The organism is Paenibacillus gorillae (assembly GCF_000513275.1).
Taxonomy (GTDB): domain Bacteria; phylum Bacillota; class Bacilli; order Paenibacillales; family Paenibacillaceae; genus Pristimantibacillus; species Pristimantibacillus gorillae.
In genome coordinates, this window is record NZ_CBVJ010000089.1 from 15,842 (window position 1) to 40,285 (window position 24,444).

20 protein-coding genes are annotated in these 24,444 nt (G+C 49.4%); 2 read left to right on the plus strand and 18 right to left on the minus strand.

Annotated features, from left to right (window positions below; genetic code table 11):
• Positions 1-36 precede the first annotated feature (36 nt).
• The 5 genes from TY10_RS15300 to TY10_RS15320 form a co-directional block, all read right to left on the minus strand.
• Entirely contained in the window at positions 37-924 is an 888-nt protein-coding gene (locus TY10_RS15300; RefSeq protein ID WP_042165145.1) for a transglutaminase family protein, read from the minus strand.
• Positions 921-1,916 carry an alpha-E domain-containing protein gene (locus TY10_RS15305; RefSeq protein WP_042165147.1) on the minus strand — a complete coding sequence of 332 codons (996 nt, stop codon included), beginning with the start codon at positions 1,914-1,916 and terminating at the stop codon, positions 921-923. The genes TY10_RS15300 and TY10_RS15305 overlap by 4 nt, the downstream gene beginning before the upstream one ends.
• 57 nt (positions 1,917-1,973) lie before the next feature.
• Entirely contained in the window at positions 1,974-3,425 is a 1,452-nt protein-coding gene (locus TY10_RS15310; RefSeq protein WP_042165150.1) for a circularly permuted type 2 ATP-grasp protein, read from the minus strand.
• A gap of 242 nt (positions 3,426-3,667) precedes the next feature.
• Complete coding sequence (locus tag TY10_RS15315; protein WP_042165153.1) at positions 3,668-4,669, minus strand: globin-coupled sensor protein; 1,002 nt, start codon at positions 4,667-4,669, stop codon at positions 3,668-3,670.
• 130 nt (positions 4,670-4,799) lie between these two features.
• Positions 4,800-6,695 (minus strand): PrkA family serine protein kinase, encoded by a 1,896-nt coding sequence (locus TY10_RS15320; protein ID WP_042165156.1) that lies wholly within the window; start codon positions 6,693-6,695, stop codon positions 4,800-4,802.
• A gap of 219 nt (positions 6,696-6,914) precedes the next feature.
• On the opposite strand from TY10_RS15320, the gene TY10_RS15325 reads away from it, so the two are divergent.
• Positions 6,915-7,640, plus strand: coding sequence for a DUF2161 domain-containing phosphodiesterase (locus TY10_RS15325; RefSeq protein ID WP_042165159.1), 726 nt, complete (start codon positions 6,915-6,917; stop codon positions 7,638-7,640).
• An 82-nt stretch (positions 7,641-7,722) separates the two neighbouring features.
• On the opposite strand, the gene TY10_RS15330 is transcribed toward TY10_RS15325, so the two are convergent.
• From TY10_RS15330 to trmL, 3 genes are all read right to left on the minus strand, one after another.
• Positions 7,723-8,919, minus strand: coding sequence for an aminotransferase-like domain-containing protein (locus TY10_RS15330; protein ID WP_042165162.1), 1,197 nt, complete (start codon positions 8,917-8,919; stop codon positions 7,723-7,725).
• Between the two features lie 348 nt (positions 8,920-9,267).
• The gene (locus TY10_RS15335; protein ID WP_042165166.1) at positions 9,268-9,516 is read right to left on the minus strand and encodes an AbrB/MazE/SpoVT family DNA-binding domain-containing protein; all 249 of its coding nucleotides are present in this window, start codon (positions 9,514-9,516) and stop codon (positions 9,268-9,270) included.
• Between the two features lie 119 nt (positions 9,517-9,635).
• Entirely contained in the window at positions 9,636-10,100 is a 465-nt protein-coding gene (trmL, locus tag TY10_RS15340) for a tRNA (uridine(34)/cytosine(34)/5-carboxymethylaminomethyluridine(34)-2'-O)-methyltransferase TrmL (RefSeq protein WP_042165171.1), read from the minus strand.
• Positions 10,101-10,263: 163 nt separating this feature from the next.
• On the opposite strand from trmL, the gene TY10_RS15345 reads away from it, so the two are divergent.
• A complete protein-coding gene (locus TY10_RS15345; protein ID WP_042165173.1) occupies positions 10,264-10,983 on the plus strand; it encodes a response regulator transcription factor in 720 nt (239 codons plus the stop codon).
• Between the two features lie 81 nt (positions 10,984-11,064).
• Here TY10_RS15345 and serC read toward each other — a convergent pair whose 3' ends face one another.
• The 10 genes from serC to TY10_RS15405 form a co-directional block, all read right to left on the minus strand.
• Complete coding sequence (gene serC / locus TY10_RS15350; RefSeq protein ID WP_042165175.1) at positions 11,065-12,153, minus strand: 3-phosphoserine/phosphohydroxythreonine transaminase; 1,089 nt, start codon at positions 12,151-12,153, stop codon at positions 11,065-11,067.
• A gap of 503 nt (positions 12,154-12,656) precedes the next feature.
• Positions 12,657-14,081: a type I glutamate--ammonia ligase gene (gene glnA / locus TY10_RS15355; RefSeq protein ID WP_042165178.1), complete on the minus strand. Its 1,425-nt coding sequence runs from the start codon at positions 14,079-14,081 to the stop codon at positions 12,657-12,659.
• A gap of 249 nt (positions 14,082-14,330) precedes the next feature.
• The gene (gene aroF, locus TY10_RS15360; protein ID WP_042165181.1) at positions 14,331-15,392 is read right to left on the minus strand and encodes a 3-deoxy-7-phosphoheptulonate synthase; all 1,062 of its coding nucleotides are present in this window, start codon (positions 15,390-15,392) and stop codon (positions 14,331-14,333) included.
• Positions 15,393-16,934: 1,542 nt separating this feature from the next.
• Positions 16,935-17,915 carry a 4-hydroxy-3-methylbut-2-enyl diphosphate reductase gene (locus TY10_RS15375; protein WP_042165188.1) on the minus strand — a complete coding sequence of 327 codons (981 nt, stop codon included), beginning with the start codon at positions 17,913-17,915 and terminating at the stop codon, positions 16,935-16,937.
• A gap of 31 nt (positions 17,916-17,946) precedes the next feature.
• Positions 17,947-19,452, minus strand: a complete 1,506-nt coding sequence (locus TY10_RS15380; RefSeq protein WP_042165191.1) for a sensor histidine kinase — start codon at positions 19,450-19,452, stop codon at positions 17,947-17,949.
• A gap of 7 nt (positions 19,453-19,459) precedes the next feature.
• The gene (locus TY10_RS15385) at positions 19,460-20,149 is read right to left on the minus strand and encodes a response regulator transcription factor (protein WP_042165193.1); all 690 of its coding nucleotides are present in this window, start codon (positions 20,147-20,149) and stop codon (positions 19,460-19,462) included.
• A gap of 85 nt (positions 20,150-20,234) precedes the next feature.
• Positions 20,235-21,932 carry a S1C family serine protease gene (locus tag TY10_RS15390; protein WP_042165196.1) on the minus strand — a complete coding sequence of 566 codons (1,698 nt, stop codon included), beginning with the start codon at positions 21,930-21,932 and terminating at the stop codon, positions 20,235-20,237.
• Between the two features lie 313 nt (positions 21,933-22,245).
• Positions 22,246-22,656, minus strand: a complete 411-nt coding sequence (locus TY10_RS15395; protein WP_042165199.1) for a YugN family protein — start codon at positions 22,654-22,656, stop codon at positions 22,246-22,248.
• A gap of 93 nt (positions 22,657-22,749) precedes the next feature.
• A complete protein-coding gene (locus tag TY10_RS15400) occupies positions 22,750-23,415 on the minus strand; it encodes a response regulator (RefSeq protein ID WP_042165202.1) in 666 nt (221 codons plus the stop codon).
• A complete protein-coding gene (locus TY10_RS15405; RefSeq protein ID WP_042165204.1) occupies positions 23,393-24,442 on the minus strand; it encodes a sensor histidine kinase in 1,050 nt (349 codons plus the stop codon). Before TY10_RS15405 ends, TY10_RS15400 begins: the two co-directional genes overlap by 23 nt.
• Positions 24,443-24,444 lie beyond the last annotated feature (2 nt).

Sequence of the window (24,444 nt, forward strand, 5' to 3'; positions counted from 1 at the left end):
GAGACATCCTCTCCATATTGGGAACGATTCTATGATCTAATCCTCTACTTTCCGCACGTCGACAGTCACTTTAAGCTGCTGCCCGCCATTTCCTCGGTAGACGCCTTTAACTGGAACGATATCCATATAATCGCGTCCGTGGCCCAGCTTCACATAACGCTCGCCAACTGGCGCCTCGTTGGTGGGGTCGAAACTGCACCAGCCGAGGGACGGCACATACGCTTCAACCCAGGCATGGGAGGCTTGCTCGAAATCGGCGATTCCGCCCTGCAGATCGCCAACGAAATGGTAGCCGCTCACATAGCGCGCAGGTATGCCTTGCGCTCGGCAGCAGGCAATCATCAAATGGGCGAAATCCTGACATACGCCCCGTTTCCGCTCTATCATATCGCTTGCTTTCGTCTTCACCGTTGTCGCTTCAGGATCGTAAATAAACTGTTCCCGAATGCTGCTGGACAAAACGGACAACCAGCCTAATACGCTAATATCGGCCTCTTCCTTATCGCTAATGCTGGAGGCAAAGCTCTCCACTTCAGGCGTCACGCCAGTATATTCGGTCTCCAGCAAAAACTCCGCAAAACGGTTGGCTGCTTCCTCCGTTTCCAGCCAAGACCATGCTTCCCGTGCCAGCTTGCCATTCAGCAAGGCAGCTTGCTCCTCTGGGCTTGGCGAATTTTTCGTCACAACGGTCATTTGTGTCCGGATCGTAAGCCTACGGTGCAGCGCATTAACAGAAAAAGAATGGACCCGATTGCCGAAATAATCTTCATAGCTGAAAAGGGAAGCATTCGGCTCGATCCAAATCGCCTGCTGGTAACAGGACTGCCGCTCGTTAGTGCTTGGCGTCAGACGGATTTCATTGACACTGTCCGTAACTGGTGCCTCGTATTCGTATTGCGTCACATGTGAAATATTCAGCTTCATGCGCTTGCTTCCCCCATTCGAAAAAAGGTTTTCGCAAACGCTACCCCCATCGTCTCGCATGCATCCAGCAGATGATCGACAATGGAACCGTTGCGGTCCACGATCATATCATCATGCTCCAGACATGCCAAGTCGGCCTTCACCTTCCCGACCTGACGGATGACCTTCTCATGAGCGGCCCGAAGCTGCTTATCTTGCAGCTCGATCATGCGCATATGCTCGTCGAGCGAGTGGAAAGCGAAATGAACGGAGCGTGGAAAGACAGCATTCAATATGACGAATTCAACAATCGCTTCTACGGACATTCCGTCCGCGTAAAACCTGCGGAATGATTGATAGCCGCTCACCGACTTCAATACAGCTTGCAGGTAAGGGTAAGCGCCCGTATTGTTCCACCCTTCTCCGCTAGCGGCATTGCCGACCGCCTTAATAATGCGCAATGTATTTTCCGCACGCTCCAAATACCGTCCGCATTCGATGAAATGCCATTCATTCTCCCGCGGCATGACCGATTGGCAGAAGCCCTGAAACAGAGCGGTCCACTCCCGGATGCGGCCATAGAACAAATGCGGCGATTCGCGCATAAGATCGTCCGGCTGCTTCTCCCGCAGCCATAAGTAAAAGGCGTTAATCGTATCCCATAGCTCGCTTGGCACCTTCTCGCGAATGGTTCGCAAATTGCCTCTGGCATGGCTGACACAGGACACAAGGGAGTTGGCGTTGTCGCGGTCGAGCGTAATGTAATGGAGAACATCCTGTTCGCTATAGACGCCGTATTGTCCTTCATAGGAATTTCTGCTGCCCAGCGCGTCAACGATTCGCATCCATTTGCAAGGCGCATCCACGGCTTCGTCCCCGGGACCGCTTGTATCTAATCCGCGTTCATCCTCTGCTTGCAAATGGTAATGAACGTCAATCAATCTGGCGTGGTTTTCCGCACGTTCCATATAGCGTCCAATCCAGAATAAAGCTTCCGCATTCCGATTAAGCATAGCGACCCCTCCATTTCTTCGGCCTCGACCGAGGCTCCTTATTGACCGCCTATCGCGTTATCGGCTCAACACCCATGTATCCTTAACACCGCCGCCTTGCGAGGAATTGACGACGAGCGAGCCTTCTCTCATCGCAACTCTTGTCAAACCTCCAGGTATGATGTGTGTCTCCTCGCCCATTAATGCAAACGCCCGTAAATCAATATGACGGGGTGACATGCTTCCGTTAACCATTACAGGTGCCCTCGACAGCTTCATCGTGGTCTGCGCAATATATCGCTCAGGCTCACGTATAATTGCTGCTGCGAAATCTTTAATTTCTTTGGCCGAAGCAGCAGGGCCGATCAGCATGCCATAACCGCCGGACAAAGATGTTTCCTTCACGACCAGCTGTTCCAAATGATCCAGCACATAGTCCCGTTCTTCCTTGCGCGATAAAATATAGGTCGGAACATTATTCAGGATCGGCTCCTCACCCAAATAGTAACGAATCATATCCGGGACGTATGCATACACTGCTTTATCGTCTGCTACCCCTGTACCTGGAGCATTCGCAATCGCAACGTTGCCAGCCCGGTAGGCATTCATCAATCCTGGCACGCCAAGCAGCGAATCCGGCTGGAAAGCGAGCGGATCGAGAAAATCATCGTCGATTCGGCGGTATATGACATCAACTTGACGCAAGCCGCGCAAATCACGCAAATAAATTTTATGGTCCTTATAGACCAAATCTCTCCCTTCTACGAGATGGATGCCCATTTGCTGCGCGAGAAAGGTATGCTCGTAATAAGCGGAATTGAACGCTCCAGGCGTAAGAAGTACGATCAGCGGGTCACGCTTGCCGCTTGGAGCCAGTGAACGAAGCGAGCTCAGGAAATAATTCAAGCTGCGTTCGATACTTTGTACAGCTGAAGACAAATACAGCTCATGGAACAGCTCACTCATAAGCGTACGGCCTTTGAACAAATACGAGAAACCTGACGGGGAGCGCAAATTGTCCTCCAGCACGTAGTAACTGCCTTTCTCATCTCTAATTAAGTCTATGCCGGAAGCCGTAATATAAACGCCTCCCGGAACATCGAGTCCAGACATTTCCGGACGGAAATACGTGTTGGATACGATCATTCGTCTAGGGATAACACCGTCTGCTATGATGCGCTGACCATGGTATATATCATGGACGAATAAATTAAGCGCCTTGATACGCTGGCGGACGCCCCGGTCCACTGCATCCCACTCCTGCTTCGGAATGACTCGGGGGATATAGTCGAACGGTATCGTGCGCTCAAGCGGCTCGTTCTGATTAGGACTATAGAGGGTAAAGGTGATTCCCTCCTCCAGCATCCTTTGGTTGAGGGCATGCTGCCGCATCGACAACTCAGCGTGCTTCATCCGTCCGAATAAACGATGGACGCTTTCATAATGCGGACGAACGGACAAATCCTGCTTGAACATCTCATCGTAAAATGAATGCGAATCATAATACTGCGACTGCGTGGCTGTCGACATGCGAACCGCCTCCTCCATGATGGTGCAGCATCCTCAATCAATGTTCACATTGGACATCCCTTAATATATGTCATGTTTGAGTGAGGTAATGTTAGGAATCTGGATCATTTTTACCTGTAATTGTATCATTTATGTTAGGTTCATCATACTAAATCCGAATTTTAATGTCAACTTATATAACATAAAAAGCAGGGCTTCTATTGGAAGAAGATCCCTGCTTTTATCATATGCCTATTCTTTTGTTATGTATTCAATTCACGCAAATCTTTCGCCACCTGCTCCACCATTTGAACGAATACTGCCAATTCCTGCGAGCGGGCCGCTTGGTTACGGGCTTCTCCGGATGTTTGCTCCGATTCTTTCTGAACCGCTGAGATTTTTTTCTCAATCTCCTCCAGGTTGCGCTGGATCGTCTCCATCGCCGTCCGTGAAGAGGCTGCCAGCTTCCGAACCTCGTTGGCTACAACCTCGAAGCCTCGACCGTTCTCCCCTGCTCTGGCTGCTTCAATGGCGGCGTTCAACCCCAATAAATGCGTCTGATCGGAAATTCCGCGAATCAAGGTTCCCATCTCCGTGATGCCATCCAGCTCAACCTGCAGCTCGCCAAGCAGTTCATGGGCCTTGTCCTGCGACTGCGACGTGGATACTGCCGTTGCTGCGATCGATTGCGCTCCTTCATCCAGCTCGACCATGAGTCCTGCCAGCTTCTCCACGGCGCCTGTTACAGTCGTCAGCATTTCGGACCGTTCATCGGCCAGAGATTGAATTTTCGCCTGTTCGGATTGGTTATAAGCCTCCAAGACAAGCTGTGAATCCAAATTGAACATTTTGCTAAGTGAATGAATGATGCCGCTCCAGCGTTCCGGGATCACCCGCTGCATGACTTGCGTGGAAATATCGAGATAAGTCATATAAGTACCCAAATACCAGTCCGTCGTCAGACCGATCCGTGAGTGAACCAAGCCGATCTTAATCCGGTTCTCAATAAACGGCTCATCGATGACGCCGGAAGCCAGCGACAGCCAATAGACGCGCTGTGTTTCTTTCAGCCGCTCAATATTGCTGACCCGGTTAATGAGATCCATCATTTCAGGATATTGTTCGATGCTGGAGTAGAAGCGGTCCACCACTTCCTCCACAACCTGCTCGAATATCAGGCGGCAGGCCGACAGCCTGTCCAGGTCTTCTTGGGTTATTCTTGTATAGTCCAGCTGCCGTTGACGATGCGCCGAAACGTTAATCATGTTGAAGCTCCCCCTATGTTAGGCAATATTATTCTGCTTCCTATTATATCGACAAAATAGGGTATAAAGTAACCCTTATTTGGAAAAAGAAAACCAGCGGCACCATTCTCCGCTGGTTTTTGTTCACAATTTAGCGATTCAACAGGCTGCCTACATACCGGAGAAGCTCATTGGCGCATACCGGGCAGTAGCCGTGATCGTCAATCAGCCGCTTTGTTACTTCATTAATTCGTTTCAATTGGCTTTCATCCGGCGTTTTCGTTGACGTCGTAATTTTGACAATGTCCTTCAGATCGGCGAACAGCTTTTTCTCCACCGCTTCGCGCAAACGCTCGTGACTGGTGAAATCGAACTTTTTGCCTTTTCGGGAATAGGACGATATCCGAATAAGAATTTCCTCGCGGAACGCCTTTTTCGCATTCTCGGAGACACCAATCTGTTCTTCAATCGATCGCATCAGCCGCTCATCCGGGTCCATCTCTTCGCCGGTCAGCGGGTCTTTAATTTTCGCCCAGTTGCAATAGGACTCAATATTGTCGAGGTAGTTCTCAAACAGGGTGCGAGCAGACTCCTCAAAGGAGTAAACGAAGGCCTTCTGAATCTCCTTCTTCGCCAGCCCGTCATATTCCTTACGGGCCACAGAGATGAAGTTCAAGTACCGCTCCCGCTCCTCCTTCGTAATCGACGGATGCTGGTCGAGTCCGTCCTTCAGCGCCCGAAGCACATCCAGCGCATTGATGCACTGTGTATCCTGCTTAATTAAAGCGCTCGAAATCCGGTTGATGACGTAACGCGGATCAACGCCGGACATGCCTTCTTCAATATACTCGTTTTGCATTTCCTTCAGATCCGCATCCTTGAAGCCCTCAATCTCCTCGCCATCGTACATCCGCATCTTTTTGACCAGATCCATGCCCTGCTTCTTCGTTTCCTTCAGGCGGGTAAGTATGCTAAAGATCGCAGCCGAACGCAGCGCGTGCGGCGAAATATGAATATGCTTCATATCACTTTGGCCGATTAGCTTCGTGTAAATCTTCTCCTCCTCCGACACCTTCAGGTTGTACGGAATCGGCATGACGATCATCCGGGACTGCAGCGCTTCGTTTTTCTTATTGCTAATAAATGATTTGTATTCGGATTCATTTGTATGGGCAATTATGAGCTCATCAGCCGAGATCAAGGCGAATCTGCCCGCTTTAAAATTGCCCTCCTGCGTCAGCGAGAGAAGGTTCCATAGAAACTTTTCATCGCATTTCAGCATCTCCTGAAATTCCATCAGTCCCCGGTTCGCTTTATTCAACTCGCCGTCAAACCGGTAAGCGCGCGGATCGGATTCAGAGCCGAATTCCGTTATGGTGGAGAAATCGATGCTGCCAGTCAGGTCAGCGATATCCTGAGACTTCGGATCAGAAGGACTGAATGTGCCGATACCGATCCGGTTATCCTCAGAAATAAGGACGCGCTCGACGAGCACATTTTCGATCTCACCGCCATATTCAGTACGCAGTCTCATCTGGCAGGACGGGCAGAGATTGCCTTCAATACGTACGCCAAGCTCCTTCTCAATTTCCGGCCGGAGGTCATGCGGAATAAGATGCAATGGCTCCTCGTGCATCGGGCAGCCTTTAATCGCGTAGACAGCGCCGCGTTCCGTTCTGGAGTAGCGCTCCAGTCCTTTCTTGAGCATCGTCACAATCGTTGATTTGCCCCCGCTTACAGGGCCCATTAACAGCAATATCCGTTTACGGACATCCAGCCTTCTTGCAGCCGAATGGAAATATTCCTCCACCAGTTTCTGAACCGCACGGTCAAGCCCGAAAATCTCCTGTTCAAAAAACTTATACCGCTTGTTGCCGTTCGTGTCCTCCACACCAAATGATTCAATCATGTCATAGACGCGCGAGTGCGCTGTCATGGCCGGTGTAGGATCCTGCCTCAATGAATCGATGTATGCCTTGAACGTTCCTGTCCATTCCAGCTTCTCACTCTCTGTCCGGTACTCCGATATTCGCTTAAAAATGTCCATGCCGTGCCTCCTCCCATCGCTTCCGCAATCCGCATTTTTCACTCCGCCCGGGATTTTCTCTAGCCTATCTATCGAGGGAACAACTTTTTATTGAAGTATTACATTCCTATGCTTAGTCCTGTAGGAAATTGACCACTATTTTAGTCGGCAATCCATCAAATTGCGACAAGCGTGAACAATCCTTTGTTATAATAGGTGGAAGAAAGCGAGGGATTTTCCGTGGCCGTTACGAAGGAAGAAGAGCTGTACAGCCCTATTAAAGCTTACTATGAGCGGCTTGGATACACGGTGAAAAGCGAAGTTCTGCACTGTGACCTGGTCGCAATGAAACCGGATGCCTCCGATGCGGTTGTTGTCGAAATGAAAAAAACGTTCAACCTCGCGCTGCTGCTGCAGGGAGTTGAACGTTTGCGAATCAATGACAACGTCGTACTTGCTGTAGAACGCAACCGGAAAAAGAGCGGCGCCCATAACCAGCGCTTCAGCGATATTACCGAGCTATGCCGGATGCTGGGCCTCGGTTTTATGACCGTTACGTTCTTCAAGACAAAAGCGCCCGTTATTGAGTTTCTTTGCGAGCCAGGCGATGCGCCACAGCGCGGTATCCGGCGAAAAAAACAAGCACGGCTGCTTCAGGAATTCCGCGAGCGCAGCGGCGATTACAACGTTGGCGGCAGCACCGGCCGCAAGCTGGTCACGGCTTACCGTGAAAAAGCGCTTCGCTGCGCCTATGCGATGCAGCGCTACGGCCCGCTCTCCCCGAGCAAGCTAGCCGCGATAACTGGGTTTCCCAAGTGCGGTGACTTGCTCCGCAGCAACTACTACAACTGGTTCGAGCGGGTCAAACGAGGCAGCTATGGTCTGACGCCAAGCGGCGAGAAAGCGCTAGAGGAATACGCAAGCGTCATCGCCGAGTGGATAGCAAAACTGCCGCCCGACGCCTAATGCGTCGATGCGGCAGTAATTGAATAATGGCTGTACGCTACGCTGGAATGAATAGAATTCCGGCGAAGGGATGTTGAACGTTTTAGCTGCGTGCCGTGAATTCACGAATGGCATCCGCCAGACGCTGAACACCCTGCACCGTTTTTTGCCCTGTATTATGGGTGAAGTTAAGTCTGGCCGTATTTCGCTGCGGGTCATATGCATAGAACGAGCTGCCCGGCACAAACGCCACTCCTTTTCGCACAGCGGCTTTTAACAACACCTCCGCATCAAGCCCTTCCGGCAGCTGCGTCCAAATGAACATGCCGCCCTTCGGCTCGATCCAGCTGAAGCCCTCGATGTTTTGCTCCAAAAGCAAGCTCTGCATCTCAATCATTCGGTCCCTATACGAGCGGCGAATCGTTTGGATATGATCGTCTAATGGAAAATGCGCCAGCAGCTGGCTAAGAATTTGCTGATCCATTGAGCTGGAATGAATGTCAGCAGCCTGCTTCGCCTTCGCCATCATTCGAATGACCCGCTCATCTCCAATAGCCCAGCCGGTACGCAGCGCCGGAGCAACCGTCTTGGAGAAGGTGCTGGTGTAGATTACAGCTCCGCCTTGCTGCTGCTGATCAAGCGAGAACAACGTCGGATACTCTGCCGTTTCATCAAATTTAATTTCTCCGTACGGATCATCCTCCAGAATCGGAATACCGTTACGCAGACATAGACCCAGAATCTGCTGCCTTCTTTCCAGACTCCATACGTTGCCTGTCGGGTTTCCGAAGGTCGGAACCGCGTACAGCATCGCTGGCTTATGTTCACGAATGAGACGCTCTGCGTCTTCCGGAATGATGCCATGCTCGTCGCTTTCCACTGCAATGACACGCAAGCCGTACAGCTCAAATACTTGCAGGCAAGCAAGATAAGTCGGCTTCTCTACCAGGATAACGTCGCCAGGCTCTGTTAACACTTGCACGAGCAAGCTGATGGCTTGCTGTGAGCCTGTCGTCAGAATCATTTCATCCGGGCTAACATTCATCCCTTTTTGCGCCATACGAACGCAAAGCTGCTCGCGAAGCGGCAAATACCCTTCGGTCAATCCATATTGCAAAGCGCCGGTCCCAGCATCTAATACACGCTCAGCCGCCTCACGGACAGCTTGTACAGGAAACAGTTCCTCTGCTGGCAAGCCTCCTGCGAACGAGATCATATCCTTCCCTTGCGTCAGCTTCAAAATATCTCGAACAGCTGATGATTTCACCTCAGAAACTCGCGATGCAAACCGATAATCCATTACGTTTGCGCCTCCTCTTTGTTAGGTCTGAATCCTTTTATTTTAGCAAGGTGTCTGCAACTTTTAAAGTTTTCTTTTTGCGCATCGTTGGGTATAATAAAGAGGATGTAGCGGAATTAATCGGAGGTGTCTGCGCAATGTCTATTACCATGATCACCGTACTGACGGTCTTTGTTTTATTCGTGACAGCGATGTTAACGTCCTCTTACAACGAAGACAAAACAAAAGGTCTTTAATTTGGCCATTGTGCATCCCAGTACCCGGGGTTAAAAGAAGGAAGCTTCCTATACTAAGCGTGTTGGCGCTTGATACAGGAAGCTTCCTTCTTTTTGTTTCGCATGCTATGGATTAACGGCGAAGCTGATTCATCTCGCCTACGCATTGTCCGCATAAGTATCTGTCTTTAAATTCACGTACCTCTTCCATCGAACCGCAAAATACGCATCTCGGACGGTAACGCTCCAAAATAATGTGATCGCCTTGTACTAATATTTCAACGGGATCTCCTTCATTCATCTGATACCGTTTGCGAAGAGACTTTGGCAGTACAATTCGTCCAAGTTGATCTACTTTTCTTACCACCCCTGCTGGTTTCATCGTTTTCACCTCTTCTGTGTCTAGATTTGCAAGCTTTCCAGTGAAACCTTTGCTTTAATAGCTTTCGATGAGCAATCGGCAATTCCTTCTGACATTCTCATATTCTTAACATTCTGCAATTAATGAAGGGATGGGAAATGATTTTGCCGAAGCGCCTCGTAGATAACAATCGCTGCCGAGTTCGATAAATTAAGCGATCTGACGTCTCCAGTCATCGGCATCCGGATACAAGTATCCAAATTCGCATCAATCAGCTCTTGGGGCAGCCCTTTGGTTTCTTTGCCAAACACAAAAAAATCGCCGTCCCGATATTCGAATTCCGAATAAACCTTAGTAGCGCGCGTGCTGGCATAGAAAAAACGACCTTCAGGGTTCTTGTCCAGCACTTCCTGGAACGAATCATGGTACTCAATGTGAACCGCGTGCCAATAATCCAGACCCGCCCGCTTTAAGGTACGATCATCTGTTTGAAAGCCTAACGGCCGAACAAGATGCAAATGCGCTCCCGTAGCTGCGCATGTTCTTGAAATATTGCCCGTATTTGCCGGAATCTCAGGTTCTACCAATACAATATGGAATGCCACTCTCTTTCACACCTCTCATTCTTGCCTATACATTATACATGAAATGATAGATTTGCGCATTTTCTCGAAAAATTTTACACATCGTTAACTTACGGTTAATCTTCGGTTGAATGTACTCCTTCATAATGGAATCATTAATGGGAGTGTAAAGGAGAATTGTGCGATGAAGAAGAAAATATTAGTCGTCGATGACGAGCCATCCATCTCCATGCTCATCGAATTCAATTTAAAGCTTGCCGGCTATGAGGTTCGATGCGTCGGAGACGGCGAAGCCGTATTTGATATGCTTAAACCGTTTCGCCCTGACCTGATCGTGTTGGATCTTATGCTGCCGAAAATGGATGGCCTTCAAGTGTGCCGCGAACTGCGTAAACTCAACAATGCTGTACCGATCGTCATGCTGACCGCATTGCAGGATGTTACTGACAAAATCGCTGGACTGGACAATGGTGCCGACGACTATATGACGAAGCCGTTTAGCCCGCAGGAACTCATTTCCCGTATCCAGGCTATTTTCCGCCGCATACAGGCTTTGCCTAGTCATGTTGAAAGTTCTGCCTTCGACATCGGCCGGCTTTCGGTAAGGCCTGATCAACGCGAGGTTATCGTGGACGGAAAGGATATTGAGCTTACTCCGAAAGAATTCGAGCTGCTCTTGTTCCTATGCAAGCACAAAGGAAAAGTACTGAGCCGTCAGCAGCTGCTTCACGGCGTCTGGGATTATCATTTCCTCGGCGATACGCGAATCGTTGACGTTCATATTAGCCATCTGCGGGATAAAATCGAGAAAAACGCCAGAATGCCTGAATATATTATGACCGTGCGCAATGTCGGTTATAAGCTGCTTGGCCCGAACGGCATCGACGCCTCATCCCTGGCTTAACCGGTTGGAGTCAACTTAATTGCCATATTCACACAAAGAAAGGACAGCCGTCAAGCGCTGTCCTTTCTTTGTATTGTTGCATTAGCCGTTCCGTTTTTGGAAATCAGCCATAAATTCTGCAAGCGCTTTGCAGCTTTCAAGCGGAACCGCATTGTAAGTCGAAGCGCGCAAGCCGCCAACGTCGCGGTGTCCTTTCAGACCAACAAAGCCATGCTGCTCCGATTCCTTCACGAATTGCTTCTCCAGCTCTTCAGTGTGAATGCGGAACGTAATATTCATGACCGAACGGCTGTCTGCATGAGCCGCGCCGGTATAGAAGCCGCCGCTTTGATCGATCTGATCGTAGATCAGCTTCGTCTTATCGCGGTTGTACTGCTCTATTTGCGAAACTCCGCCTTTGCTTTGAATCCATTTCAGAACGAGATTAACCATATAAACCGAGAAGGATGGCGGCGTATTGTAAAGCGAGCTGTTGTTCGCATGCGTATCGTAACGGAAAATAGCCGGGATATGTTTAGGGCTTTCGGCAACGAGATCATCACGGATGATAACAACAGTTACACCGGATGGCCCAAGATTTTTTTGAGCGCCAGCATAAATGAGGCCAAATTGACTCACATCGACAGGACGGGACAAAATATCACTCGACATATCGGCAATCAATGGCACATTTCCGCCAATGACCGGATATTGCTGGAATTGCGTACCACCAATCGTTTCGTTGGAAGTCAAATGTACATAAGCTGCGTTGTCAGGTACAACGATTTCGCTTTGGCTAGGCACGCGCATAAATTTGTCGCTTTCCGTCGTCGCCGCAACTACAGTCTCACCGATCAGCTTCGCTTCCTTGATCGCTTTCTCCGCCCAGTTGCCCGTCATTACGTATGCGCCGGGACGTCCTTCGCGAAGAAGGTTCATCGGAATCATAGCGAACTGCTGGCTTGCTCCGCCTTGCAGGAAAAGCACCTTGTAATTGTCGGGAATTCCGAACAATTCGCGCATCAGCGCTTGCGTCTCATTATTTACATTCTCATAAAGGGCGCTACGGTGCGACATTTCCATGATGGACATGCCGGCACCTCCGTACTCAACAAACTGCTCTTGTGCCTGCTGCAGCACTTCAAGCGGCAAAGCGGCTGGTCCAGCATTGAAGTTATAAGCTCGTTTCATCTCCGTTACCCACCTTTTTGTTTGGTTACATCCGAGGTTAATCTCACATGATAACGCTAATGATAACAAGTTTATGGCGATGCTTCAAGTGTATTTCGATGAATATTGTTGACAAAAAGTCGAACGCTAAAGGTTTAGATTCTGTAAATCATTCGGATTTTGGATAAAAGGTAAAGGATTGCTCCCAACAATTCGCCAATAACGTAAATGTTGGGCTGATGCTGCTTTTGGTGAGTTTGTTTTTTCACTAATCGGTATTAAACTTCCTTATTATTAAGATTTAAAAGTCTTATATAAGGAAGAACGCCAAAAAGTTCATAAGGGCGGAAATCCATTTCCTTATTAAGAAAAAAGTATCCTTGTTCGGATGAATTAGGTTAAATAATGCTTATCGGTCAGTTATTTAGAGAAAAAACTGCAGATATTAACGAAGCTTTCTTCGTTAGGACAATTGCTGAACAAAAAAACGAGCTCCCGAAGGAGCCCGCTTGGTCAGGCTGCGATTAGCAACCGAAATAAAGGCTGTATTCATGCGGATGGATACGAATCGATACCGCTTTAGCTTCGTTGCGTTTAACTGCAACGTAGTTGTCGATGAAGTCTTTAGTGAATACGCCGCCTTCAGTCAAGAACTCGGAATCAGCTTCCAAAGCGTCAAGCGCTTCGTCAAGCGTACCAGGTACGCTGCGGATTTCTTTCTTCTCTTCTTCTGGCAGTTCGTAAATGTTTTTGTCGAATGGACCATAGCCCAAAGCAACTGGATCCAATTTACGTTTAACGCCGTCCAGACCAGCAAGCAGCATAGCTGCAAACGCCAAGTAAGGGTTAGCTGTGGAGTCCGGTGTACGGAACTCGATGCGGCAGCCTTTAGGAGTTACCGAAGCGATAGGAATACGGATCGCTGCGGAACGGTTGCCTTTGGAGAATACCAGGTTAACCGGTGCTTCGTAACCAGGCACAAGACGTTTGAACGAGTTCGTGCTTGGGTTAGTCAAAGCGATCAGGGCAGGTGCGTGGTGCAGAATGCCGCCGATGTAGTGCATAGCCAGTTGGCTCAGGTTGCCGTAAGCGCCTTTTTCATAGAACAAAGGAGTGTCGCCGTTGAAGATCGACGAGTGAACGTGCATACCGGAACCATTGTCACCAAACAGCGGTTTAGGCATGAATGTTGCTACTTTGCCGTATTGGCGAGCTGTGTTGTGAACGATATATTTGTAAACCATCAGGTTATCAGCTGTTTTTGTCAGCGTGTCGAAACGGAAGTTGATTTCCGCTTGGCCTGCAGTCGCCACTTCATGGTGGTGACGTTCAACGCGAAGGCCAACTTCTTGCATCAGACGAACCATTTCGCTGCGGATGTCTTGTTGTTGGTCAACTGGAGCTACTGGAACATAGCCGCCTTTTACAGGAACTTTAAAGCCCAGGTTGCCGCCTTCTTCTTTACGGTTCGTGTTCCAGCCTGCCTCTTCGGAATCTACATAGAAGCTGGAGGAGTTCATTGTGCTTTCATAACGAACTTCGTCGAAAATGAAGAACTCGGACTCAGGAGCGAAAAATGCTGTCGTACCAACGCCAGTCGTTTGCAGGAACTCTTCAGCCTTTTGAGCGATGCTGCGCGGGTCGCGCTCATAGCGTTCGCCGTCCGGCGTGTGAATGTTACACATGATGTTAAGTGTTGGGTGGTCGGTAAAAGGATCGATGAATACAGATTCCGTATCAGGCATCATCACCATGTCAGATTCTTCGATACCGCGGAAACCTGGGATCGAGGAACCGTCGAACGCTACACCGTTTACGAATGTGTCGCTGTCGACTTCTGTCGAAGGAAGAGTGATGTGGTGCGCTTTACCGGAAAGATCCACGAAGCGGAAATCTACGAACTGAATGCTGTTTTCTTTGATTGTGTCCAAAACATTTTGAACTGACATCTGATATTTCCTCCATTTCCGAACATTTGCATATTGTTGAACAGTTATTGTTCAATTTTCGTTCCAAACTATGAGGTAATTATAAAACTCTGTTTTCGCACCGTCAATACTTATGTAAGGTATTTTTTATTGGCATGTCAGGTTTACTTACAGCTTTAAACATTTGTTCACAAATGCCCCTTTTTATCATGAAAAAAGGCCCAGAACCCTTGACAACCAAGGACTCTGAACCTTTGAAAAAGCAATGATTTATATTTTCCATTCCAGGAAAGCATCGGCCGGCGCCTTTGGCGTATCGAATTGCTTGCCAACAAGCGGTGCTAGCTTCTCTAAATCCTTTAACAAATTGGCGAACTGATCCGGGAACAGCGATTGTACGCCATCACCCGTCATCGAGTTGTCCGGGTCGGTATGCATTTCGACGATCAAGCCGTTGGCTCCAGCCGCCACGGAAGCTTTCGACATCGGCTCGACAAGCTCGCGGCGTCCTGTACCATGGCTCGGGTCGGAAATGACCGGCAGATGGCTTAGACCTTGCAGAACCGGGATCGCCGACAAGTCGAGCGTATTCCGTGTGTAGGTTTCGAATGTACGAATTCCCCGCTCGCAAAGCATAACGTTCGGATTGCCGCCCGCCAAAATGTATTCAGCAGCATTAAGGAACTCATCGTACGTCGAGCTAAAGCCGCGCTTCAACAATACTGGCGTTTGGATCGTGCCGAGCTTGCGCAGCAGATCGAAGTTTTGCATATTCCGAGTGCCGACTTGCAAAATGTCAGCGTACTCCGCGCACACATCAACATACTCTGGCGTCATTACTTCTGTAATGGTGAGCAGACCATGCTTTTTGCCCGCCTCCGCCATCATGACAAGACCTTCTACGCCAACGCCTTGGAAGCTGTATGGTCCCGTACGAGGCTTGAATGCGCCGCCGCGAAGCACCTGTCCGCCAGCCGCTTTAACCAATCTTGCAATTTCATCGATTTGCTCTGGCGTTTCCACCGCGCAAGGGCCGCCCATAATAACGAGATTGCTACCGCCGATTTTCACACCTTTAATATCGATAATCGTGTCGTCCGGATGAAAGTCACGGCTAGCCAGCTTGTAGGACTTCGAGATTTTGATAACATTCTCAACGCCCTTCATTTGACGAAGGTGCTCCGCAAGCTGCGGCTCCGCTTTGCCAATGATACCGATGACAGTCCGATCAGTTCCTTTGGATACATGCGGCTGTACGCCAGCTTTCTCAATATAGTTAACGATCTCCTGTATGCGGTCATCCGAAATATTCTGATTAGTAATTACGATCATGTCCATCTCTCCTTTTTCACTTCAACGCTTATACGCTGCTTCGCTTTTATGCTGTTATGCTTTTTGGCTTTTATGCTTTTACTCGCTAAAGTTAATATACACGATTACCCTGTATCTCGTCAAGCAAAAATACAATTGTATTTTTGCTTCTCTTGTTATTAGGTTCAACATGCCTTACGTGATCACTGCTGCTTACCGTTCCTCATTAGGCTTCATGCTGCACTCTGACCGCACAACTAATGTTACTTAGCTAACCAACGCACTTTGGGCTGCTGATCCACCGTTATTTAACTAACCAACGCACTCTCGGCCCATCAGCTACTGTTACTTAACTAACCTGCGCACTTCCAGACGCTGAGCTAACATTACTTAACTATTCAACGAAGCTGCTTCGCTATTTTGCGAAGCAACTTTCGCTCTATATAGCCTCATATACTCATTCTTCGGCTACAGCGAACCAAATTTCGTTGTTCGTGAACCTAAGTTCACGGATTGCGAAGTTTGGTTCGCTATTTAATTTGGGCAGTTCCCAGTGCAGCGCCCACAGCGAAATCAGGTTCGCTGTTTTGCGAACCTGGTTCGTTAATCCCCCATGCACGACCAAGGTAAAAAAAATCATATAAAGCAAAAGCCGAGCAAAGATAAACCGCCTTCAGCCACAGTAACTCCCAACGCCTCTATGGCAGCTCAGCTACTATTACTTTACTAATCAACACACTTTTGGCCATTCAACTGCTACTACTTAACTAATCAACGTACTTTTGGCCATTCAACTGCTACTATTTACTAACCAACGAAGCTGCTTCGCTAAATAGCGAAGCAACTTTCGCTCCACACAGCCTCATATGCGCATTCTTTGGCTGCAGCGAATCAAATTTCGTTGTTCGTGAACCTAAGTTCACGGATAGCGAAATTTGGTTCGCTAACTAATTAGATGGTTCCGAATGTAGCACCCGCAGCGAAACCAGCTTCGCTATTTTACGAATCTGGTTCGTTAATAGTCCGATTAATGCACGGTGGGGCGCGAGGTAATGATCATGCAGAGGGAGACGCCTACTAAACAATCAGTTAATGAAGCTGCTTCGCTAAATAACGAAGCAACTTTCGCTCCACGCAGCTCACATGCGCATTCTTTGGCTGCAGCGAACCAAATTTCGTTGTTCACGAACCTAAATTCACGGATTGCGAAGTTTGGTTCGCTAACAAACCAGGCGGTTCCTAATATAGCACCCGCAGCGAAACCAGCTTCGCTATTTTGCGAATCTGGTTCGCTAATGCCCAAACCACGAGCGGCGGGGCATGTAGCATTGAACCTACAGAGGAAACGGCTAATCTGCGTGGAGCGGAATAATGAGCATGGAGTAGAGGGATCACCAATAGAAGATAGGCACCCGCGCCTGCATCCCCAGATGCAACGTGGCATATGAACGAGTACTGCCCGCAGAGTTGGAATCGCATACCGAGACGGCATCACGCACCACAATAAAAAAAAGAACAGGAAAGCCGACTGCGTCGGCTTCCCTATTCCCGTCTGTTGTGTACTTATATCGTCTTTGCTGCCGCATCGCCGCCGGCAGGTGCCGATTTGGTGCGAATGTTCGGCAGCAGCTTATTCATATTAATAGTGCGCTTAATCTCCCACGTAGCAGGATCAGCGTTATCATATTGCTCCAGATAAGCAATAACTTCCTTTGTAATCGGCGTCGGTGTAGAAGCACCGGAAGTGACAGCTACACGCTCAATGCCAACCAGCCACTCCTGCTTAATCTCTGATACATCCGATACGCGGTAAGCTGTTACTCCCGCAATTTCTTCCGATACTTGGGCAAGCCGGTTCGAATTGTTGCTTCGCGGATCGCCAACGACAATGCAAAGCTGGGCAGCGCCCGCCTGCTCGGCGACCGCTTCCTGACGTACCTGGGTTGCAAGGCAAATTTCGTTATGAATTTCAGCCTTCGGAAATTTCTCCAGCAGCTTGCTCATAATGATACGGATATCCCATTGCGACATCGTCGTCTGATTGGTAATAATGATCTTGCCGTCAGGCACGTCAAGCGCATCGATTTCTTCCACTCGTTCAATAAGATGAACCCGATCAGGCGCGACGCCAATTGCCCCTTCCGGCTCGGGATGCGCTTTTTTGCCAATATAAATGATATGGTAGTCCTCGGCAACTTTCTCCCGGATCAAATCATGCGTCTTGGTCACATCCGGACAAGTCGCATCCACTACTGTCAGTCCCTTATCGCGGGCGCGCTGACGCACTTCCGGCGAAACGCCGTGGGCGGTAAAAATAACCGTCCCCTTCTCTACCTGATCCAATATTTCCAAACGATTCTCGCCGTCCAGCGTAATAACGCCTTCCTGCTCAAACGCTTCCGTCACATGCGAATTATGAACAATCATGCCCAAAATATAAATTGGCCGCGGCAAATCCAAGTTTTTAGCCGTCTGCAAGGCGAGCACCATTGCATCGACAACGCCATAGCAATAGCCGCGCGGCGATATTTTAACGATTTCCATCTGTTGCACCTGCTTTCCGACCGTGCTGCAATTAATGTTCCTCTCGGTCCTCTGCTTCTATTATAGTCGAAGAGTCCGGTTCAGAAAAGTGCAGCGGCAGCCATATGACGAAAGTCGACCCTTCACCTTCAATGGTCGTCACCTCAATGGAACCTCGATGTTCATCAATGATCCATTTGGCGATCGATAGGCCCAGCCCGGTTCCAACTGTTTTTCCGCGGGATTCATCAATCCGGTAGAACCGGTCAAAAATATGCGGCACTTCCTCAGGATCCATGCCAATTCCCGTATCGCGGATAATAACCCCTACCTGATCATCCGTCCGCTTTGCACTTAGCTCGATATAGCCTTCAGACGTGTACTTGAATGCATTTTCGATAAAAATGAACAGCAATTGCTGCAAATATTCATGATTACCTATCACCGTCGCTCCGCTAAGAACAGACAGGTCCCCAACACGCCATTCCGCTGTACGAGGCAATAATTGCGCCCTCCGCGCTACTTCTTCAACAAGCGGGAACATCGGCAGCGGCACCTTCTCCATAACATAGCCAGCATCCGCACGTGCTAAAGCGAGCAAGTCGTTGACCAGCGTCGACATACGCTTCGCCTCAGCAGAAATGTCCTGCATCGCCTCATTGGACATTTCCAAACGCTGCGCGTCGAGCGCCAGTACGATGCCATCCGCCGCCTTCGGGTCCATCGTCTTCGTCCACATTCGCTGAAGCAGCTCAATATTGCCGCGAATGGTCGTCAACGGCGTGCGCAGCTCATGCGAAGCATCCGATACGAAACGCCGCTGCGCCCGATACGATTCGTCCAATCCGTTGTAAGCCATTTCTAGGCGTGCAAGCATAATGTTCAGCGTATAGACAAGTCGGCCGATTTCATCCTTGGGTCCTTCCATCGGTATGCGCACACTTAAATCGGAGCCGTTTTGAATTTTTTCCGTGGACCGGATAACGCGTTCAATGGGCTGAAGCACCTGCCGGGCTAGAAATAAGCCGACGGTAAAGGCGATCAGCAGTACGGCTAATGAAGAAAAGATTAATATCGACCGGACTCCGGCAAGAAAACGTTCCTCGCTGCCTACAAATGTACCAACCTGTGCCAGGCCTACCAGAGAGCCGTCTTCAAGATACAGAGGCCTCTGATAGATAAGAAACATATACGAATGACCGTTGATCGATACTCTTGCTTTTTCAAAGCCTCGATCGGGATTTTTCGATGCTTTCGGGTATGGAAATTCCAGCCCCATTTGCTTCATTGTCGTATCAAGTGATATATATCCTTCCCGGTAATTCACGATTTGCAAATAAAGATCGGGCTCGTACAAGCCGCCAACGCCTCCGAGCTTCAACTCATTAGAGAAATTTTTCCCGTAAAATTGAATGCTGTTCGACTGCTGCCGAAGCGAGTTCTTAATCTCGCCATACGTATTCATATTGACGAAAAAATAAATGGCGCAGCCGAATACAATAAGCGTAGCGGCAAGCAAGCCCGAATACCATAATGTAAGCCGAAGCCTAATCGTCATTCGTTAATCAGCCCTCTCCGCGCAGCACATAACCAGTGCCCCGTACCGTCTGAATAATCCGATTGCCGCTGCCATCCTCAAGCTTCTGGCGAAGCATCGCAATATAAACCTCCAGCACATTGGATTCGCCGCTAAAGTCGAAGCCCCATATTTTTTCCATAATCGCATCACGTGTCAATACTCTGCGCGGGTTTTGCATGAAGAGCAGCAGCAAATCATACTCTTTAGCCGTCAGCTCGATTCGCCGTCCCGAACGGATCGCCTCGCGAGAATCTTGATCCAGCGCCAAATCGCCATAGACGATTTTACTGCTTGACTCCTCAATCTTATCCGCTTTGCGCCGCAGCAGTGCACGTACCCTTGCAAGCAGCTCTTCCAGCGCAAACGGCTTAATTAAATAATCGTCCGCTCCGGCATCCAGACCTTTCACGCGGTCCGATATATCATCCTTAGCGGTCAGCATCAGAATCGGAACGGCGCTTCCTCCTTCACGTACCCGGCGGCATACTTCCCACCCGTCCACATGCGGCATCATGACATCCAAAATAAGCAGATCAGGATCTGCCGTCAGCAGCAGCTTCAGCCCCTCTGCCCCATTGTTCGCCGTCATTACTTCATAGCCTTCAAAAGCCAAGCTTCTGCGCAGCAGCGAAGTAATCTTCTCATCATCATCTACTACGATAATTTGTGATCTCATCACGCACCCCCATGTGCCTCTATACGCATAAAACAAGCGCAGAGCATGCAACACTCTGCGCTTGTTTGCACAACGCTCTTCTTATTTACTCCGCATTGAATTTGTTTTTGTCGCCAATTTCGACCGGCACATTCATTTTTTCCCCTCTGCGGATAATGTTCAGTTCGATTTTATCGCCGACCTTTTTCGTTTGAATCTGCTTGATCAGCTGTTGCGTCGAATTGTATGCTTTTCCATCGATACCAAGAATGATATCGTATTGCTTCAGATCCGCCAAGTATGCAGGCGAATTATAGTAGACGTTGCTGACGATTGAGCCTTCCGCTTTCTCAAGTCCCAGCTGCTTCGCAATGTCTTCTGTTACGTCTGCGAGACCTGCGCCGATGAACGGAACCGGTGTTTTCGGAACCTCTTTATTGTTTTTCAGATCATTCAACACGTTTTGAATCGTGCTGGTCGGAATCGCGAAACCGATGCCTTGCGCTTGCGAGCTAACCGCCGTATTAATGCCAACGACCTCGCCATTTACGTTAAGCAGCGGACCGCCGGAGTTGCCGGGATTAATCGATGCATCAGTTTGCAGCAAGTGCTCGTAATTGCGAGTGCCCTGCGAATCCGGAATGTCGATCGGACGCTCTTTTGCACTCAGTACCCCTACAGTAACGGTATGGTCAAAGCCGTACGGGTTGCCGATCGCCACGACCCAGTCACCAATATTGATGTTGTCTGAGCTGCCTAGCGGAAGTGTAGGGAACGCTTTTTCTCCCGTTACTTTCAGAACAGCAAGGTCAAGCTGATAATCGGAGCCCAGAAGCTCAGCCGTAAACGGCTTATCATAGCCCTGTACTGTCACTTCGATTTTGTCCGAGTTGCCAACCACATGCTGATTCGTCAAAATGTAGCCGGTAGAGTCGAAGAAGAAGCCTGTGCCGATGCCGCTTGCTTGCAGATCGCTGTCATTGCCTTTATCCTGCGGCTTCGTTCCCGGATAGTCATCTCCGAAAAACTGGCGGAAGAACGGATCATCAAGAAAGCCTCCGCCGCTATTGTTTCTCGATGGCTTCACGTAAGTCTCGATTTTTACAACTGCCGGACTTGCTGTTTTGAACAGCGTAGAGATGTTATCCGGCCGCGCAGCTGCTGTAACCGGAGACGAACCGCCGTTGCTCGCTGTCTGACCGTTTGATGATTCATTCGTTTGCCCTGGCGCCATCGCCTGCGTCCCTTGCGTGAACCAGTTCTGCCGGTCCGACGTATACATGAGACCACCTACGACGAGCACCCCTGCAAGGAATGAGATAAACATCGAGCGGAAGGACGTTCCCCGCTTCGGCTCGCGCACTTGCCAATTACCCTTAGCGGATTGTTGATTCGATGTAAAGGAGCGAAGCGCAGGAGGCTGTGTAACCTCAGCTCTGTCATTAGCCGCTTGAATAGGCTCACCTGTATACTGCTGCTGCGATTGAACTCCTGCCGTGCTGCCCGCTGCCGCCGAAGCATAGGACGGATTTTCTTGAGGCTTGTTGAATGCCGGCTCCGAAGGATTGCTGCTATATGGCGATTGCGACGGCGAAGTGCTGCTCTCATCCTGTGCGCCAGGTCTATAAGGACCGTAAGAATAATAATAGGAGGTTTTGCTTGCTCCATCCTGTTGTTCCGGCGAGCCGCTTTGTCCGCTGCTTTCCGCTCGTTCTGTCCCCTCCGTCTTATCGACGGTTTTTTCACTATTCTCAGGATTTTGGAAAAAATCGTCAAATCCGTTCTTTTTGTTTTGATCGTCCATAATTGTTTCTCCTCCTTAGGTATACCATTTCCATCAAGCAGCCAAATTCCCTGATGGGCTGCTGCGTATATGTTGTATTCCTATCATGCACATTCTACCTTAAAACAAACTTAAAAGTACATGAAATTAAAATAACTTCTGTAGGCGTGAAAGTATTGTTTTAACAGTATTTAACGAAATATACCGTCATTAAAAGGAGAAAAAAACAGATATAATTGTGGGCAATATGTGGGCAAAAAAAATGAGCTGATCAGAAGGTTACACGCTCTCCCTTGATCAGCTCATATTCAATTTCATCTAGCTCTGACCGCAATTAATCCAATATCCGCTCTGCTTCCGACAGGGCTTCTTTGGCTTGGTCAAGCCATTTCGGCTCGATATTGGCATCAGGATCAACTGGTGTTTGAAACTGATCAAATAAAGCGCCTACAAGATGAGCTTTTGCTTCCGGATCATTGCCTTCGTTATATAAATGCTTCAATACATAGGGTGTGCCGAGCCGAATAACAGCATCGGTATCTTGGGACGAATCATCTATACTGCCGGATATGACTTGAAAGGGCAGCCGCAGCCATACTTTATTGGCATCATCCAGCGCCCGGTCGAAGGAGCCGCTCGTATAGTCCCAGTTGCCGCCCAGCGAAAACTGCTGTTCTTCCAGCTGGCTGCGCACCTCGGTATAGCGGTTCTGATAGGATTCCAGCGTTGAGGACAGTGGCATCATTGAATAGATTCTCTCCTTTAGCATGCAGCGGGTGCATCATAGTTGGTACGGTTTCGTACCGCTAAAGGATAGTATAGCCCCAATAATGACCGATTATGATTGTTTGGCCCAGCCTTTGCGATGTGCCAGTACAGCCAGCTGCGTCCGGTCCTCCAGCTCGCATTTCATCAATAGATTGCTTACATGCGTTTTGACAGTCTTAACACTAATATGAAGCTCCTCGCCAATCTCTTTGTTGGACCTGCCTTCAGCAATCAGCAGCAGCACTTCCTTCTCACGCTCCGTCAAGCCTTCGTCGCCAGCCTGCGCCGTACGCTGCCGAAGACCGCGCGTCAACGCTTGCGATACATCCGCCGTCATTACCGGCATCCCCCGCATTGCTCCATTCAGCGCGTAGATGAGCTCCTCCGCCGACACCGTCTTCAATACATAGCTGACAGCACCCGCTTCAATGGCGGCATATACCTTGTCATCCTCTAGAAAGCTGGTCAGCATAATGATCTTCATATCCGGAAAATGCGATATGATCGCCTTGGTCGTATCAATACCGTTCATGCCAGGCATCATTAAATCCATCAGGATCAGATCCGGCGTACTGCCGGACATCAGCAAGTCCAATGCAGCTTGACCGCTGCCCGCTTCCGCAACGACCTCAAATTTCGGTTCCAGCATGAGATACGTACGCAATCCCGTTCTTACCATGTCATGATCGTCTACAATCATGATTTTTAACTTGTCATTCCCGTTCACTGCGCTCATCCTGCTCGCTCCCTCGCCAAATTTTCGGAATGGTCACTTTCACTCTCGTCCCGCTGCCGGGCTTGCTTATAATCTCAGCCGTGCCGCCCAGCTTCTGAGCCCGTTCCTGCATCGTCGACAACCCGTATGACCCCCGTCTGACCTCCTGTACCCGAAAGCCCGATCCGTCATCCTGGAGATTAAGCGTAATTTGCCGCTCGGTTTCAGCAAGCGTCAACGAGCAGCTTTGCGCAGCCGCATGCTTGACGATATTGGCCATCGCTTCCTGCACAATAAGGAACAGCTGATGTTCCTTCGCTTCCGTTAATGGCTCTTCAATCCGCCACTCCAGCGCTCCCTGCAGGCCGTTCTGCCTGCAATAATCAGGGAACCATTTGTCCAAGGCTTCACGCAGCGTCTGCCCCTCCAGCTCCAGCGGGCGAAGCTGCGCAATAAAGACGCGCATTTGCTTCTGCGCCAGCGTTGACATATGAATAAGCTGATCCAATACGGATGCCGCCCGTTCGCGATCAATCTCCTGCAGCTTGGGCAGGGAAGAGGCACACATATGCATCGCGAACAATTGCTGACTTACCGTATCATGAAGATCACGGGCAAGGCGCTTGCGCTCTTCCAGCACCGCCGCTTCATTAGACGTAGCGATCATAACCTGCTCCTCGCCTACCATCTGCAGCCGCTTCATCCGCTCCTGCATTTGAACAGCAAGCTCGTTGAATTCGCGGTACAGCACCATAAAGTTAAGATCGCCCGTCTCGGTAATACGGACCTCATAGTTTCCGTTGTTAGCTTGCTTCATAGCAAGCTGCAGCGTATCCAGCCGTCTTTGCAGCCGCTGCCCGGCCCAATAACCGAAAGCGGCGCTTACAAGCAGAAAGACGGATGCGGCACCTAGCCGCGTCTCCGTCTGCCCTGCTTCAAACGACAACCCGAACCAAACCGCAAACCCAAGCAGCAGCGCAGCAACCGAAGAAGCGACGAACATAATAATGAGCTCCCACTTGCCGCTGCGCAGAAATCGCACCATCATTA

Coding starts and splice junctions, on each gene's coding strand:
- TY10_RS15300 (WP_042165145.1), bottom strand. CDS start 924: ATGAAGCTGAATATTTCACATGTGACGCAATACGAATACGAGGCACCA.
- TY10_RS15305 (WP_042165147.1), bottom strand. CDS start 1,916: ATGCTTAATCGGAATGCGGAAGCTTTATTCTGGATTGGACGCTATATG.
- TY10_RS15310 (WP_042165150.1), bottom strand. CDS start 3,425: ATGTCGACAGCCACGCAGTCGCAGTATTATGATTCGCATTCATTTTAC.
- TY10_RS15315 (WP_042165153.1), bottom strand. CDS start 4,669: ATGATTAACGTTTCGGCGCATCGTCAACGGCAGCTGGACTATACAAGA.
- TY10_RS15320 (WP_042165156.1), bottom strand. CDS start 6,695: ATGGACATTTTTAAGCGAATATCGGAGTACCGGACAGAGAGTGAGAAG.
- TY10_RS15330 (WP_042165162.1), bottom strand. CDS start 8,919: ATGGATTATCGGTTTGCATCGCGAGTTTCTGAGGTGAAATCATCAGCT.
- TY10_RS15335 (WP_042165166.1), bottom strand. CDS start 9,516: ATGAAACCAGCAGGGGTGGTAAGAAAAGTAGATCAACTTGGACGAATT.
- TY10_RS15345 (WP_042165173.1), top strand. CDS start 10,264: ATGAAGAAGAAAATATTAGTCGTCGATGACGAGCCATCCATCTCCATG.
- serC (WP_042165175.1), bottom strand. CDS start 12,153: ATGAAACGAGCTTATAACTTCAATGCTGGACCAGCCGCTTTGCCGCTT.
- glnA (WP_042165178.1), bottom strand. CDS start 14,081: ATGTCAGTTCAAAATGTTTTGGACACAATCAAAGAAAACAGCATTCAG.
- aroF (WP_042165181.1), bottom strand. CDS start 15,392: ATGATCGTAATTACTAATCAGAATATTTCGGATGACCGCATACAGGAG.
- TY10_RS15375 (WP_042165188.1), bottom strand. CDS start 17,915: ATGGAAATCGTTAAAATATCGCCGCGCGGCTATTGCTATGGCGTTGTC.
- TY10_RS15380 (WP_042165191.1), bottom strand. CDS start 19,452: ATGACGATTAGGCTTCGGCTTACATTATGGTATTCGGGCTTGCTTGCC.
- TY10_RS15385 (WP_042165193.1), bottom strand. CDS start 20,149: ATGAGATCACAAATTATCGTAGTAGATGATGATGAGAAGATTACTTCG.
- TY10_RS15390 (WP_042165196.1), bottom strand. CDS start 21,932: ATGGACGATCAAAACAAAAAGAACGGATTTGACGATTTTTTCCAAAAT.
- TY10_RS15395 (WP_042165199.1), bottom strand. CDS start 22,656: ATGATGCCACTGTCCTCAACGCTGGAATCCTATCAGAACCGCTATACC.
- TY10_RS15400 (WP_042165202.1), bottom strand. CDS start 23,415: ATGAGCGCAGTGAACGGGAATGACAAGTTAAAAATCATGATTGTAGAC.
- TY10_RS15405 (WP_042165204.1), bottom strand. CDS start 24,442: ATGATGGTGCGATTTCTGCGCAGCGGCAAGTGGGAGCTCATTATTATG.